The sequence below is a fragment of the Bacillus sp. BHET2 genome, assembly GCF_005938125.1.
Classification (GTDB): domain Bacteria; phylum Bacillota; class Bacilli; order Bacillales; family Bacillaceae_B; genus Rossellomorea.
Genome location: NZ_VCQN01000002.1, coordinates 489,173 through 503,718 on the forward strand (window position 1 = coordinate 489,173; position 14,546 = coordinate 503,718).

Genomic DNA, 14,546 nt, shown 5'->3' on the forward strand with positions numbered 1-14,546 from the left:
GTTTTCTATAGCTCTCAACTGTAAAAAAACACAAGAAAAAGGAGCGAGGAAACTCGCTCCTTTGTAGCCATTGTATTTAATTATTTTGAATATCCGCCACCGATTTGTTGTTCAGCCATTTGGACTAAACGTTTAGTGATTTCACCACCTACAGAACCGTTAGCACGTGCTGTTGCATCTGCACCAAGTTGAACTCCGAATTCTGAAGCGATTTCGTATTTCATTTGGTCGATTGCTTGTTGAGCTCCTGGAGCTACTAATTGATTTGAACTTGTGTTTGCCATGTGTTTTCACCTCCTTGTGAGTATAGATTGTGTAAAAACACATGGCTTCATACAAAAAAAATCGTTGGTAAATAATCCTATTTTTTTAAAGCAGTCCGTCGAAGTTATTCTCTTCATCAGAGCCTGTTGATCCATCAATCGTAATGGTTTCCGTTTCATTCACTGCCTCATTCAACAGGACATCGAAATCAACAAAGCTTTCATAGTATTCCACTTTCTCTCTTTTAGGTCTCGTTTTAGGTGCTGGTGGTGTGAAGATTGTACAGCAATCCTCATACGGGAGAATGGAAATATCATGAGTGTCGATCTTCTGGGCAATATCAATAATCTCAAGCTTGTCCATGGCGATAAGTGGTCTTAATACAGGCGTATTCGTGACAGCGTTGATCGCCTGCATGCTTTCAAGGGTCTGACTTGCCACTTGTCCTAGACTTTCTCCTGTCACCAGCGCCAATCCCTCATTCTTTTCACGGATCGCATCTGCTATACGGAGCATCATTCGTCTTGTTGAAGTCATCGTATAGTTTTCAGGGACCTGATCTTGGATCGTCTGCTGGACCTTTGTAAACGGTACGATATGCACTTTCACTTTCCCGCTGAAGGCAGAAAGCTTCTTCGAAAGATCAATAACCTTTTGCTTTGCACGTTCACTCGTAAATGGTGGGCTATGGAAATGGATCGCTTCGATTTCCACTCCTCTCTTCATGGTGAGATAACCGGCAACCGGACTATCGATCCCGCCTGATAGCATCAGCATCGCTTTTCCACTCGCACCTACAGGCATACCCGTGGAACCTTGATAAATTTCAGAAGAGAGATATACTCCTTCTTTTCTAACTTCTACATTCAGGTTAATATCCGGCTTCTTCACATCCACTTTTAACCCGTCCATGTTTTGAAGGATGTATGATCCTACCTCGTAATTCAATTCATTTGTATCCATTGAAAACTTTTTATCCGCTCTTCGTGCAGATACCTTAAAGGTTTTCCCCGGTGTAAAACTCTTTTCGACGAGAGACAATCCCGCCTTGCAGATTTCTTCAATATTCTGAGCCACTTTCACGACGGGACTGAACGATTGGATACCGAAGATTTTCTCCAATCTTGGAATGATGTCTTCCCCGTTTTCTTCGCCTAATTGGATATGGAGGCGGTCACGGCTTGCTGAAACGGTAATCGTCGGAAAATCTTTTAACGCTTCCAATATATTTTCTCTTAACTTGGCCGTGAACATCTTGCGGTTTCTTCCTTTAGTCGATATTTCACCGTATCTTACTAGTATGCGATTATATTTCATCGTGATCTCCTCATTGTGTGTTGTAATAAATCTATTTCACTTTTCAATACCTGTATAAATTGCCTGCACTCTTCCATTGTATTATGGAAAGACAAGCTTATTCGAATCGAACTATTGGCCAGGTCCTCAGAAACACCCATAGAAAGAAGAGTTCGGCTTGGCTTATTTTGTTTAGAAGAACAAGCGCTGGTTGTCGACACAAACACCTCTCGGCGGTCTAATGCATGGACAAGCACTTCTCCTTTAAAGTTCTGTATGGAGAAGTTAAGGATATGCGGAGCCTGATGAACAGGTGGTGTATGAACCGTAACCCCTTCAATTCTTTCCAACTCTCTCCTTAGAAATTGCTGGTTTTCTTCCATTATAGCCAACTTCTGTCCACTTTCTGCCAGATGCATTCTCATTGCTTTCGCAAATGATACGATTCCACCAGTGTTTTCCGTGCCGCTTCTAAGATTTCCTTCTTGCTCCCCGCCTGAAAGAATAGGCGAAAGTTCAAGTCCGTCCCTCACAAACAACATTCCCGTTCCTTTTATGCCATGAATTTTATGAGCAGATATGCTGCATAAATCGATAAGCTTTTCGTCGAGAATAAGAGGGACCTTCCCAATAGCCTGAACCGCATCCACATGGAAAAGAATTCTCGGATAGTCTTTCAGGATCAGTCCCATCTCCCTAATGGGTTGGATGCTCCCTATCTCGTTGTTAACCTGCATGACTGACACAAGGATGGTATCGTCCTGAATGGCAGCTTTCAGATCTTGTGGTCTTACCCTGCCTTGATCATCCGCATCTAGATACGTGACGGAATATCCGAGAGTCTCTAATTGTTTAACGGCGTTGATGACAGAAGGATGCTCAATATTCGTCGTAATCATATGTTTCCCTCTGTGACCATATTGCAAGGCAGTTCCTTTTATCGCGAGATTATTTGATTCTGTTCCACCAGAGGTAAAGAATACCTCTTTCTTCTTTATACCTAATAAGGAGGCTACTTGCTCCCTGGATTGTTGAATCAACTTCTCGACCTGCCCACCAAATGAATGGATGGAAGATGGATTGGCATAGTAGCTTTCATTTACTTTAAGAAATGTATCCAGTACTTCCTTGTAAGGCTTAGTAGTTGCACTATTATCTAAATAGATCAAGATCTACACCTTCTTTTCATGACCTTTAGGAATCCTATTACCTATTTATTCAATCATTAATCTTACCATAAATCTTTCCTTTCCCAAATGATATTCATGTAAGTCGAAGAATTAATTATTGTAGAAACACAATTTTAAATGTTTTTTATAAGGCTGTTTTCGTAACCTTTGTTGCTATTGAAGGTAGCGAGTGCTATTTGATTTCCGCTGCAGGTGCTCGCTTTCCGCGGGGCGTGAGTTGAGCCTCCTCGGGCTTTGCCCTGCGGGGTCTCAACTTTCCCGCTATTCCCGTCGGAGTCGAGCACCTTCCGCTACAATCAACTTACTAAGTATGAGGACTAACCTACTGCCATACACGTCTAAAAAACATCATTTTATCAACCTATACAGTGGTCAATTTTACCTGGAATAGTAAGATACTAGTTCATTCGTTTTTTTCACTAGTAAGCTCTGTCACGATATCTCATTTAGATGGTGAGGGGAACGGCGTAGACTCCTGCGGAAAAACGGGCGTGCCGAGACCCCGGAAGCGTGAGCTGAGGAGGCTTGGCCGTTCGTCCGCCGGAAAGCGAAGCCGTTCCCCTCACCATCTATCGCACTCACTCATAGACAGAGCCTTGGCAGCTCTATTCTAGAAAACAACAATCTTTTATAAAAACTTTCATTTTCCAAAATTAATCATTGAAAAATGACAGAATTTTTGCGAGAATCTATAAGGAAATAGTAACCAAAGTTATTTAAATATACTAAATTGTTAGACTATTTAGTATTTCGACATTTTTCAACAATCTTATGATAAGATGATTTCTGCTTATGATAACGATTACAAACGGAGGGGTATCTATGAATGAGAAAGCGCTATCATTCAGCCAAATCTTAACGATAGGATTAATGCTTTTTGCTCTATTCCTTGGAGCAGGAAATATGATTTTCCCGCCATTCTTAGGACAGCAGGCTGGGGAACATGTATGGATGGGTATCATTGGCTTCCTTATTACCGGGGTTGGTCTTCCCTTATTAGGTGTTATCGCCATTGCTAAATCTGGCGGTGACCTTCAAACACTTGCGAGCCGTGTTCATCCATTGTTTGGACTCATATTTACGATTGTCATGTACTTGGCGATCGGTCCTTTCTTCGGAATTCCGAGAACTGGAACAGTCGCTTATGAAATCGGGGTCATCCCTTTTTTGCCGGAAGAATCGGCTAAATATGGAACTCCCCTACTCATTTATACCATCATCTTCTTTGGGATCACCGCATGGCTTGCGATGAACCCTTCAAAGCTCGTGGATAGAATCGGAAAGGTCTTAACACCTTCCCTCATTCTGATCCTGACAATCTTGGTGGTTAAAAGTATTGTAAGTCCTATGGGGGATTTCGGAGCCCCGAACCCTGCATATCAGGATGGCCCCTTATTTAAGGGATTCATTGATGGCTATCTAACTATGGATACCATCGCTGCATTAGTGTTCGGAATCGTCGTCATCAACTCCATTAAAGATCGCGGCATCACAAGTAAATCAAGTCTGACCCGCATCACGATTATTGCAGGATTTATCGCGGCTATCGGCCTTGCACTTGTCTATCTATCTCTAAGCTACATCGGTGCGAGCAGTACGGATTCCATCGGTGAACAAGCAAACGGCGGTGCGATACTGTCCGCTGCAGCGAGTCATTTATTCGGCTCATTAGGAACGATCATCTTGGGACTTGCGATTACATTTGCATGTATTACGACTTCAGTTGGACTCGTTTCTGCATGCTCACAGTATTTCGCAAAAATTCTTCCTGTGTCCTATCCGAAGCTTGTCATCATCATGTCTCTATTCAGTATGGTCATCGCGAATATTGGATTGACCCAGCTGATCGCTGTCTCTTTACCAGTGCTGATCTTCATCTATCCACTGGCAATCGTTTTGATTCTTCTATCTTTCATGCACAACGGATTTAATGGTTACTCTCTCGTTTATGTGGGAGCACTCATTCCGACCGGTGTGATTAGTTTAATCGATGGAATTAAAACTGCCGGAGTTGATGTAACAGCCATTACTCAATCACTTGAATTCCTTCCATTCTATACACAAGGAATTGGCTGGTTGATCCCAGCAATGATTGGAGCCATCGTCGGATTCGTCATTGCGGCATTTGCAGGACAAACCAAGAAAATAATTGAAGCGAACTAGAACGTGAAAAAGGACTGATTTAGAATGTATCTTCTAAATCAGTCCTTTTTTTGATTATAAGTCAGACAAGCAAACCCTCGACTTTACCGTTCTTCTAGATTCATCGTTTTCTCGATTTTCTTCAGTGCGCCTGGTTCTACCTTCTCGATGGTAGTCGCGGCTTCTTCTAGCGCTCTACGATAATCATATTGTCGGAAAGCTTCTTCAGCCGATTGGAGACCATCACGAACCGTATTATATTTACTTCGATAGCGATTACCATACTGGATAATCTTCTCTGATAATAGGACGTTCTCGATCAGATCTCCCGTTTTCGTATAGAAATGGTCGACCGTATCTTCTGCACCAAGTAGCGTCTCTTGGATGAACTTCATGTTTAAAGGCTTTTCAGTCAAGCTTGCGTTTACTTGCTCAATCTTTCGATGAACTTCATCGAGAAGATCTTTGTAATCAGCAGGCAGTCCCGGGACATTGCTCTTCGAAAGCATGCGGCTCGCTTCAGCAACCTTTTTCTTGAGTTCATGAATCTTTTCCCGGGTAGCTATTTCATCTTTACGCAGATTCTGTAAGTGAATTGAGAACTCACTCTGCTCCCGGTTCAATTCTTCCAGCCCATTCCGGATTTCCTTGAGCTCGTCACTCAAATTGGAATAAGCTGTTGCATTCGTTTCTTCTTTATTCATGACCATTTCATGACGCTTTGAAAGCTGAATGATTTTCTTTTCGATTTCGCTTGGTGTACTAAGGTCTTCATCAACAAGATGGTACCCCTGTTTCACGATACTTATCTCCGATTGAATGTCTTCATTCTCTTCCTTAGCCTTTATCAATCCTTCAGTCGTTTGGTCTCTATACTGTTGAACGAAATGCTTAGCATGCACTTCTTTTTCCAGTAAGTCGTAAAGGCTCTCTACCTTCACTTTGATTTCCTGTATTCCTTCTTCTACTTCCACTACCTGAAGCTCTTCAATATTCTTATTGAATTGAAGTAAGGTTTCCTTTAAAGATTCAACCTCTTTATCCACTTCAATATGTTCAAGTATATAACCCTGTTCCTTCATTTCGCCATAGCCAGATTCGAGCTCTGACAACTGGGAAGGCAAAAGATTTTCACAATCGGTTATCAGCTTCGGTACCGTCTCCATTTTGTAAGAAACATCTTTCATTTCCTGTGCCAGGCTAAGTACGATCTCTCTTGCATCCAGATAGTTCCCCTGCTCAGTTAATTCGTTAAATTGATTGATTTGTTCAGCGAGCTTGTCCAGAATATTTTCGATTTGCTTAGCGGTTTGACCATATGTATGACGATAAGCGAGCAATTGTTTCTTATTGTTACGATACTCTTCCTGAAGAGCAAGGATTTCTTCACGATTCTTCTCTTCACTACCAACTAACTCATTCAGTTCTTTAAGAATCTTGTCGATCTTTTCTTCAATTCCGGAAAGAATCTGATCGATTTTGGATAGGATTTCCTTCGTTTTTTTGTAACGAAACTTATCTGTGTATTCTTCTGCATCGAATAGTAGTTCTTCAACATCAGGAAGCTGCACAGCAACAATCTCATCCCATCCCTGTCTCCAGCCGTCAAACAATTCCTCTGTCTGACCCGTCATATTCAATTGCTTTACTCGGGAGAGCTCATCAGAAACCGGTTTGTTCATAATATCTATTTTCCAAGCTTCATAACGATCAATTTCAGTGTAATATTTTTTTCTAGAGATAAATCCGATTAGGAATATGATTAAGATAAGTATTATTCCAGCGATGACGTATTGCATCTTAAGCCCCCTGTTCAACTATTCAGTAGACATCTATATGAATGTAAATATTTCATTAATAAATTCTCATTGCTATAATGATACCATGTTAACGACAATTTTTGACTATTAATTTCTAATTTTTCATTGATAAAAAGGCAATTTCAGCAAATTCAAGGGAAAATAGACAATTTTATTGGGTTTAGTGCCGAATGTACTTGTTTATCAGTACCGTTTCTATCGAGTGGGTAGTAGTTGATTTCTGTTCCAGGTGCCCGCTTTCCGTGGGGCTGGCGGTTAGCCTCCGGGGTCTCACCTGTCCAGCTTTTCCCGCAGAAGCCCTGCCCCCTCCACTCCAATCAACTTATAAATTATCAATTTTTATTTTATCTCTGTTCATTTTACTTTTATAAGAGTAGATTATTATCAAACTACAAGGAAGTGAAAATTCATGGTGAAGGTTGACGGACATATTCATACACCTTTTTGCCCACATGGAAGTACAGATCCCTTTGAACTGTATATAGAAAGAGCGATTTCCTTAGGCTATAGTGCCATAACATTTACAGAACACGCACCGCTCCCCCGAGGTTTTGTCGATACAACACCTGATCAGGATAGCGGCATGGACCCAAAGTATCTTCCAGATTACTTGGATATGCTTGAAACCCTTAAGGAAACCTATAAGGGTAAAATGATTATCCGCACTGGATTAGAGATCGATTACATTGAAGGGTTTGAAAAAGAAACGATTGAATTTCTCTCCACATATGGACATCGACTCGATGATAGTATCCTTTCGGTTCATTTTTTACAATTTCAAGAGAAATGGGATTGCCTTGATTTCAGCCCTGATGTGTTTCGATCGATGATTGATTATTATGGATCTGTTGATGGAATCTATCAACGGTATTATGAAACGGTCCTTCAATCGATTCGAGCAGACTTAGGAGTTTATAAACCGAAGAGAATCGGTCACATGACCCTCGTGAAGAAATTCCAGCAGTTGTATCCTGCTTCCCATATGTTCAATGAGGAGATCTCGACCATCTTACATGAAGTCGCTGGGAGGAACCTCGAGCTGGACTATAACGGGGCAGGCTTTGTTAAACCTTATTGCGGAGATTCTTATCCACCAAGGGAAGTCATTAAACAAGCCCACTCTTTAGGCATTCATACCGTTTATGGTTCAGATGCCCATACCGCTAACGGTTTAAATCAGGGAAGGGCGGATATGGACGTTTAAAAGATTAGGCTGTTTTTCGTAAACTTTGTTGCTTTTCAATAAGCGAGTGGTGGTTGATTTCCGCTGCAGGTGCTCGCTTTCCGCGGGGCGTGAGTTGAGCCTCCTCGGGCTTGCCCTGCGGGGTCTCAACTTTCCCGCTATTCCCGCAGGAGTCAAGCACCTGCAGCGTAGATCAACTTTCTAAGCATGAGGACGAATCAACTACCATACACGACTAGTAACATCATTTTTCAACGTGTGTAGTGGTCAATTTTAGCTAGAATAGTTAGATACTATTTCATTCGTTTTTTTTCACTAGTAAGCTCTGTCACGACATCTCATTTAGATGGTGAGGGGAACGGCGGAGACTCCTGCGGAAAAACGGGCGTGCCGAGACCCCGTTCGGCTAAGCTGAGGAGGCTTGGCCGTTCGTCCGCCGGAAAGCGAAGCCGTTCACCTCACCATCTATCGCACACACTCATTGACAGAGCCTTGGCAGCTCCTATGTTAGAAAACAACAATCTTTGTGAAAAGAACCAAAGATAAAGAACTCTGCTCATATCGAGCAAGAGTTCTTTATCTTTTTCTAGCAGCATCACAGCCAACTCTATCTTCAAATAATAAGTTCTGTCTTCATGACCTCTTTTGCTTCTGAAACGAGAAGCAGATCAATCCATTGGTCGATGTTTTTATAGTATTGATCAATAAAATAATATTCCTGTGGAAACATTTGCCACACTTCCCTTAACTGCTGACTATTCAGAAATGGCATGGTCATCATGGACTTCAGCTGTATGACCAAAAAGCTGACAGGCTGCTTCTTAAAAGCATGATCCTTCATCCCTTGTTCAAATAGCCGCTTCATATAATGCCTTTCTTTCATTAAATAGGAGGAAATGATTTCACGGACAACCTGTGAATCGATGGAAACCTCTCTCCAAATGAAGCGTGACAGTTGATGGTTGTCACTTTGAAATTTCAATATTTTGTAAACAGCCCGCTTCAAGCATAAATCAGCACTGACATAATTCAGTGCTTCGTTCTCTTCTTGAAGAAAGCGTAAGTACTGTTCAAAGAAATGAGTGAAGCAAGCTTCTAATACCCCTTGCTTCCCCTTAAAATAATAGGATATCGTGGCCGGATTCACTTTCGCTCTTTTCGCTATATCCCTGACGGATGTCCCATCAAAACCATGGTCATAAAACAGATACACCGCTGCTTGAAAAATGGCTTCTTTCGTCGGAATGGAAGTATTTGATTTTTTCATATTTCCCCTTCTTTCAAGTATAATAGGCGTATGAAAAAAACAGTAACGAAGATCAATTGATTTATTCGGATAAAACCTAAATCTTGAAGGTAATGAAGAAGTATGCTAAAAATGGTTCAATAGACATTTCTATTATAGTTTGTTTACAAGAATAATTCGTGTTTCCATGTTGATTTCCTTTAAGTAATTCTCGACAGAATCTGTTGTGTAAAAAGAATTGGAGAGCAAATGGACATGAAATAACGCATATTATGTAGAATTGGGGGAGATATTGATGTTTCAAGTAGAAAAATATCAAGGTACAAAGGAACAGGGCTTTAGCCTTGTCACAAAGCAATTAAACGCTTTATTAGAAGGTGAGCCAAATCAAATTGCGAATTTGAGCAATGCTTCCGCCCTACTAGGTCAATTTATGGATCGCATCAATTGGGTAGGCTTTTATTTATACGAAGAAGAAAGCAACCAGCTCGTCTTGGGACCGTTCCAGGGACTGCCTGCATGTGTAAGGATCCCACTGGGAAGAGGGGTTTGTGGCACTGCTGCCAGTGAACAAAAAACGGTTATGATCGATGATGTCCATCAATTCCCTGGACACATCGCATGCGATGCAGCCTCTCAGTCCGAAATTGTCATCCCTCTTGTAAAAGAAGGAAAGCTGATTGGAGTACTCGATATCGACAGCCCGGAAAAAGCGAGATTTGACAAAGATGATCAGAAATATTTGGAAGTTTATGTAAATGAGCTTTTAAAGCACCTTTAATCTTTGAACCAATGACTGGGCCTGCCGGGGAGATTTATATCCGGCACGGTCTTTTTTATGGTGGTAATTTCGGCCAGACACCCGGTGTGATGATTGTTAGGGTAGCACCCGTCTTGCAAAAAAAATCCTCAGATATATTCCTCCTTAATAGCCACCATTTCACATTCAGCTGAATAGCCTATGAGTATAGGATACTATGAAATCCTTCGTTTCATTTTCTAAAGAACAAATACTCTTGATATATTGAAAGACGGAAACCGAAATGGGTACGTATGGACTTGAGTTGGAAGTTGTCAGAACCCTAGACTGATGAAACGTTAACGTTTTTTCATCGTGTTTAAGGGGAAGAGAATGGAAGAGAGATTATTGCAAAATAAGATGAATTTAAACTGATGATGATATTTCCCATATACATTTCAGTTGAGAGGGGATGTAATATGAGCAACAAGATGAAAGACTTACCATATTTATTATTTTTTCTTGTGATGCCAGCATTAGGGTTGATATATAAACTATTAAATACAAATTCTCGTGAAGCGGTCATCCTTTCTACAGATATCGATGGATTAATTCCATTCATACCGGTATTCATTGTGCCATATATCCTTTGGTATGCTTTTATTTTAGGATACCTGTTTTATTTTTGGTATAAAGATATCCCCATTTTTCTTAAAACCCTGAGCATCATTGCCATTGGGGAGTTGGTTTGCTTCGTTATTTACTTTTACTTTCAGACAACCGTACCTCGTCCCACTCTTGAGGGGGATGGACTGTTTGTCAATCTTGTTCGAATGATCTATAGCCATGATCAGCCGTATAATGCGTTTCCAAGCATCCATGTTTTAACGACATTTGCCATCATGCTTGGCAATATCAACATTAAGGATAAACATTCATTTCACTCCATTTTTGTCCCGATCATGGGTTCACTGATCATCATTTCAACTCTGTTTATAAAACAACATTTTATTCTCGATATGGTAAGCTCGATTTTTTTAACCGTGTTCATTTATGGCATTATTTTTGAGCTTTATGGATTCGGTGAAAAGAAGTCAAAGCAAACATATATAGAAGAATGATATAAAAAAACAGGAAGGACCCGCTAATAATATCGGGTTCCTTCCTGTTTTTTATGCCTTATCCAGCGCCTGCAATAGATCATTCCAGATATCTTCCGGTGCTTCCAATCCGACAGAAAGTCTTAATAGTGTGTCACTAATCCCCATGCTCTTTCTCGAATCCTCAGGCACGACGGCGTGAGTCATGGTGGCAGGATGCTGGATCAGCGTTTCAGCATCTCCTAGACTGACGGCAATTTTGATCATTGATAGATCATCCATCAGCTTCTGGGCTTCTTCTTTCGACCCTTTGATCGTAAATGAAATCATGCCACCCGGTTTTTTCATCTGTTTCTTCATCACCTCATGTTGAGGATGATTCGAATGTCCCGGGTAAATGACGGTTTCGACGACAGGATGTTCGGCTAGAAGATCGGCAATCTTCTCTGCACTTTCGCAATGACGGTCCATTCTCACCGCCAGCGTTTTTAATCCTCGTAATAATAACCAGGCATCAAATGGGGAAATGATTCCCCCAATATCTTTTTGGGTTGTCATCCGGATTTCTGCCATCTTTTCCTGTGACCCGACGACAAGACCCGCTACCACATCACCATGTCCTCCGATATACTTCGTTGCGCTATGGATGACAATATCGCACCCTAGCTCCAATGGACGTTGTAAATACGGAGAACAGAATGTATTATCCACCACAACCGGTATTCCTTTTTCCTTAGCGACCTTCACAACCAGCTGTAAATCAATTAATTGCATGGTTGGATTTATTGGTGTTTCCACGTAAATACAAGTGGTGTTCTCAGTGATTTTCTCTCGGATCTCTTCTTCTGTACTCATGGAAGAAAAATCATGCCCAATCGCAAACTTCTCTTCAAGGAGCTGCAGCAAACCAAATGTACATCCATAAACCCCTTGTGAGCAGAGAATATGATCCCCCGATTTCGTTAACGATAATAATACTGCAGAAACCGCTGCCATACCGGAACCGAAAGCAAGGGCAGCCTCGCCCCCCTCTAAGGATGCCATCCTGTCTTCGAGAATCGATACGGTCGGATTTCCCAGTCTTGAATATATATATCCTTCTTCTTCACCTGCGAATCGATTTTCCCCTTGTTTCGCATTGGCGAAAGTGTAAGTAGAAGTTTGGTATAACGGGGGTGCTAAACTATCAAAATGCTGAGACGATTGATACCCCTCATGAATGACCCTTGTTTCAAAACGCTTCTCTTCTTTCATCTAGTATTCCTCCCAGTATGCCCTTTAAGTCTAATTAACTACTAATCTAGAATATGATAATCACAAAGAAAAAGAAAGCGGTTACACTAAAGTGATAAAGGGAAACCGCTTGGTAGTCCACCGTTATCTCTCATAAAAAACAGGAAGGACTTAATTGGCCCCTTCCTGTTTCTCTTCACAGACTTATTCTATATTCTCTCCGTCACAGTCTTTCGCAACTTGATTTTTCCCATTATTTTTCGCATGATAGAGTGCTTCATCTGCTTTTTTTACTAGTTCCTTCACGGATTTTGGACACTTGTCATCGCTCACTCTCCACGTCGATAAACCACATGACAGCGTGACGGTTGGATTTGTTTTCACAGGAATCTCTTCAATGATGCGTTCAGCGATCCTCATGCCGTCTTCAAGAGCAAGAGAAGGTAAGTAGACTGCCAATTCTTCTCCTCCCCACCTTGCCACAAACCCATGATGGCTGACGATTCCTTTAATCAGATTTGAAACAGCGATAATAACCTCATCACCAATCTGATGGCCGTAGTTATCATTAATCAATTTAAAGTCATCAATATCAATCAGCAGCAATGAACCTGAATCATCCTTATTCATGGAAGATTCCATTTCGTCATCCAAATAATTTCGTGCGAATAGTTTAGTCATATGATCGGTAATGACCATATGCTCCAGTTTTTCACGGAGGGTTGCATTGGTGATCGCTAAGGTTGAATGATGAATGAATGACTGTAAGAGTTTATACATATCGAATGAAAACATATATGGTTCCTTATGAAGTACAATACAAAATCCAATCAGGGCTTCATTTTGAACCATCGGTACAGCCATGATTGAAGGAAAGACCGCTCCCTCGTCAAACCTGTCGCTCACATCGCCCAGGAAGATGGCATCCTTTTCCTTCTCGATCCGCCGCTTTACATAGGAGATATACCCTTTCCCAACTTTATCAAAAAAGACGGACGAGCTTTCTTCCAAGATGCTATATTCTCCCTTATGAAGGAGAACAAACCCAATGGCGGATGCTTGAAAGGAACGCTCGATTTGCTTCTTTAGAAACATCACCGTTTCCGATAATCGCAAATTCAAATTTAATTGATGGGAAGTTTCATTGATTAGCTGGAGGTCGGTAATAAGCCTCCTGGATTGTTCATACAACTTGGCATTTTCCAGGGCACTTCCTCCCGTATAGGCAAGCAGACGAATGAACTCAATCTTCTGATCCGTAAAGGTCGAATGGGACATGGATTTCACTTCGAGCACACCGTAGATCCCTTGCTTTCCCTTCAAGGGTGCATACAGGACATTCTGTTCTCCCACTTCGATACTTCCGTTGACAAACGCCTGCATGGCAGACTCGTTGGCGTGATCAAAGTCAAAGCTTTTAATAGGAAGTGTTCCAAAATCGTATCGATCATTCGACAATAACAAGTGAAACTCATCAATAGGAAATACCCGCTTCAACGTCTCGATGATCTGGACGAGAAGTGTATGAACATCTCTTGTAGAATGGAAAATCTCCGTGACTTTAAATAATTCCCGGTATCGTCTCTCATCTTCAAGTATCGTTTGGATTCCGCCTATATGCTGTAAAAATTGATTGCTCGCTTCCCTGAAAGAATGGAACCAGCTCTCATCGGCTATCCCTTGTCCATCCTCCCATTCCACTACAAGAATCGCTAAAGGACTTCCATCTTGATTCGTAAAGTGAAACTTAATCGATCCTTGATCATCCTTCTCCATCGTGATGGGATCAAGGAGGTATTCCTGGCTCGATTCTGCAAGAGTGAGAGGTGCATCCACATTCTGGCGGGGATGATATAAGAAATATGCAGAATCGCTATATAAATATAAAAATGCCCTCTCGATTTCAAGACAATCTTTAATAACCGCCAGCCACTTCTGTAATTGGACCGGATGATCCGTCTCAGCTGACATTTCTTCATATATTAAATCGAATAGCTTGGATTTGTATTCGTGCAATGAATGTTGAATAACGTACATTTTTCTCACCCACACCTAAAAGGTTTGTGAAACTATTTACCTCACCGACTCTGAATCAGCACTACATCATCCTGTAAAACAACCAGCCATAATGAGTGATCCTCGTATAGAGAATGACATTCAACTAGTTTTCTTTTTGATTGGATCAGTTCAGTTGAATCGGTTCGTCTTGTTTTCCGTTGAATAGGAGGATCAATCGTGAATCCTTCTGAATGTGAAAGGAATAAAAGGGGGAATATAAGAACCCTCCTAAAGTCAAAAGAACGCACAATTCGATCAAAACGAAGCGAAGGGAC

Annotated in this window: 11 protein-coding genes; 4 read left to right on the forward strand and 7 right to left on the reverse strand. The window is 41.3% G+C overall.

Annotated features, from left to right (window positions below; genetic code table 11):
* Positions 1-80: 80 nt before the first annotated feature.
* The 3 genes from FGG79_RS12070 to FGG79_RS12080 all read right to left on the reverse strand — a co-directional run bounded on the left by FGG79_RS12070 (position 81) and on the right by FGG79_RS12080 (position 2,729).
* Positions 81-284: an alpha/beta-type small acid-soluble spore protein gene (locus tag FGG79_RS12070; RefSeq protein ID WP_138778615.1), complete on the reverse strand. Its 204-nt coding sequence runs from the start codon at positions 282-284 to the stop codon at positions 81-83.
* 85 nt (positions 285-369) lie between these two features.
* Complete coding sequence (thiI, locus tag FGG79_RS12075) at positions 370-1,581, reverse strand: tRNA uracil 4-sulfurtransferase ThiI (RefSeq protein WP_138778617.1); 1,212 nt, start codon at positions 1,579-1,581, stop codon at positions 370-372.
* Positions 1,578-2,729, reverse strand: coding sequence for a cysteine desulfurase family protein (locus tag FGG79_RS12080; RefSeq protein WP_138778619.1), 1,152 nt, complete (start codon positions 2,727-2,729; stop codon positions 1,578-1,580). The genes thiI and FGG79_RS12080 overlap by 4 nt, the downstream gene beginning before the upstream one ends.
* Positions 2,730-3,572: 843 nt before the next feature.
* On the opposite strand from FGG79_RS12080, the gene brnQ reads away from it, so the two are divergent.
* Positions 3,573-4,913 (forward strand): branched-chain amino acid transport system II carrier protein, encoded by a 1,341-nt coding sequence (brnQ, locus tag FGG79_RS12085; protein WP_138778621.1) that lies wholly within the window; start codon positions 3,573-3,575, stop codon positions 4,911-4,913.
* A gap of 83 nt (positions 4,914-4,996) precedes the next feature.
* On the opposite strand, the gene ezrA is transcribed toward brnQ, so the two are convergent.
* Entirely contained in the window at positions 4,997-6,691 is a 1,695-nt protein-coding gene (gene ezrA, locus FGG79_RS12090) for a septation ring formation regulator EzrA (RefSeq protein WP_138778623.1), read from the reverse strand.
* Between the two features lie 433 nt (positions 6,692-7,124).
* Between ezrA and hisJ the strand changes: the two genes are divergently transcribed.
* A complete protein-coding gene (gene hisJ / locus FGG79_RS12095) occupies positions 7,125-7,916 on the forward strand; it encodes a histidinol-phosphatase HisJ (RefSeq protein WP_481747278.1) in 792 nt (263 codons plus the stop codon).
* 592 nt (positions 7,917-8,508) lie between these two features.
* On the opposite strand, the gene refZ is transcribed toward hisJ, so the two are convergent.
* Positions 8,509-9,162, reverse strand: coding sequence for a forespore capture DNA-binding protein RefZ (refZ, locus tag FGG79_RS12100; RefSeq protein WP_138778627.1), 654 nt, complete (start codon positions 9,160-9,162; stop codon positions 8,509-8,511).
* Positions 9,163-9,436: 274 nt separating this feature from the next.
* On the opposite strand from refZ, the gene FGG79_RS12105 reads away from it, so the two are divergent.
* Together FGG79_RS12105 and FGG79_RS12110 are read left to right on the forward strand one after the other, a co-directional pair.
* The gene (locus FGG79_RS12105) at positions 9,437-9,922 is read left to right on the forward strand and encodes a GAF domain-containing protein (RefSeq protein WP_138778629.1); all 486 of its coding nucleotides are present in this window, start codon (positions 9,437-9,439) and stop codon (positions 9,920-9,922) included.
* 437 nt (positions 9,923-10,359) lie between these two features.
* Entirely contained in the window at positions 10,360-11,001 is a 642-nt protein-coding gene (locus tag FGG79_RS12110; protein ID WP_138778631.1) for a phosphatase PAP2 family protein, read from the forward strand.
* Between the two features lie 51 nt (positions 11,002-11,052).
* Here the strand turns inward: FGG79_RS12110 and megL are convergent, their stop codons facing one another.
* Both megL and FGG79_RS12120 read right to left on the reverse strand, forming a co-directional pair.
* Positions 11,053-12,234, reverse strand: a complete 1,182-nt coding sequence (megL, locus tag FGG79_RS12115) for a methionine gamma-lyase (RefSeq protein ID WP_138778633.1) — start codon at positions 12,232-12,234, stop codon at positions 11,053-11,055.
* A 183-nt stretch (positions 12,235-12,417) separates the two neighbouring features.
* Complete coding sequence (locus FGG79_RS12120; RefSeq protein ID WP_138778635.1) at positions 12,418-14,250, reverse strand: sensor domain-containing diguanylate cyclase; 1,833 nt, start codon at positions 14,248-14,250, stop codon at positions 12,418-12,420.
* Between the last annotated feature and the right edge of the window lie 296 nt (positions 14,251-14,546).

What these genes read in the sequence shown, in the direction of transcription:
- FGG79_RS12070 (WP_138778615.1), bottom strand. Translation starts at nt 284, where the DNA reads ATGGCAAACACAAGTTCAAATCAATTAGTAGCTCCAGGAGCTCAACAA.
- refZ (WP_138778627.1), bottom strand. Translation starts at nt 9,162, where the DNA reads ATGAAAAAATCAAATACTTCCATTCCGACGAAAGAAGCCATTTTTCAA.
- megL (WP_138778633.1), bottom strand. Translation starts at nt 12,234, where the DNA reads ATGAAAGAAGAGAAGCGTTTTGAAACAAGGGTCATTCATGAGGGGTAT.
- FGG79_RS12110 (WP_138778631.1), top strand. Translation starts at nt 10,360, where the DNA reads ATGAGCAACAAGATGAAAGACTTACCATATTTATTATTTTTTCTTGTG.
- FGG79_RS12105 (WP_138778629.1), top strand. Translation starts at nt 9,437, where the DNA reads ATGTTTCAAGTAGAAAAATATCAAGGTACAAAGGAACAGGGCTTTAGC.
- FGG79_RS12120 (WP_138778635.1), bottom strand. Translation starts at nt 14,250, where the DNA reads ATGTACGTTATTCAACATTCATTGCACGAATACAAATCCAAGCTATTC.
- thiI (WP_138778617.1), bottom strand. Translation starts at nt 1,581, where the DNA reads ATGAAATATAATCGCATACTAGTAAGATACGGTGAAATATCGACTAAA.
- brnQ (WP_138778621.1), top strand. Translation starts at nt 3,573, where the DNA reads ATGAATGAGAAAGCGCTATCATTCAGCCAAATCTTAACGATAGGATTA.
- ezrA (WP_138778623.1), bottom strand. Translation starts at nt 6,691, where the DNA reads ATGCAATACGTCATCGCTGGAATAATACTTATCTTAATCATATTCCTA.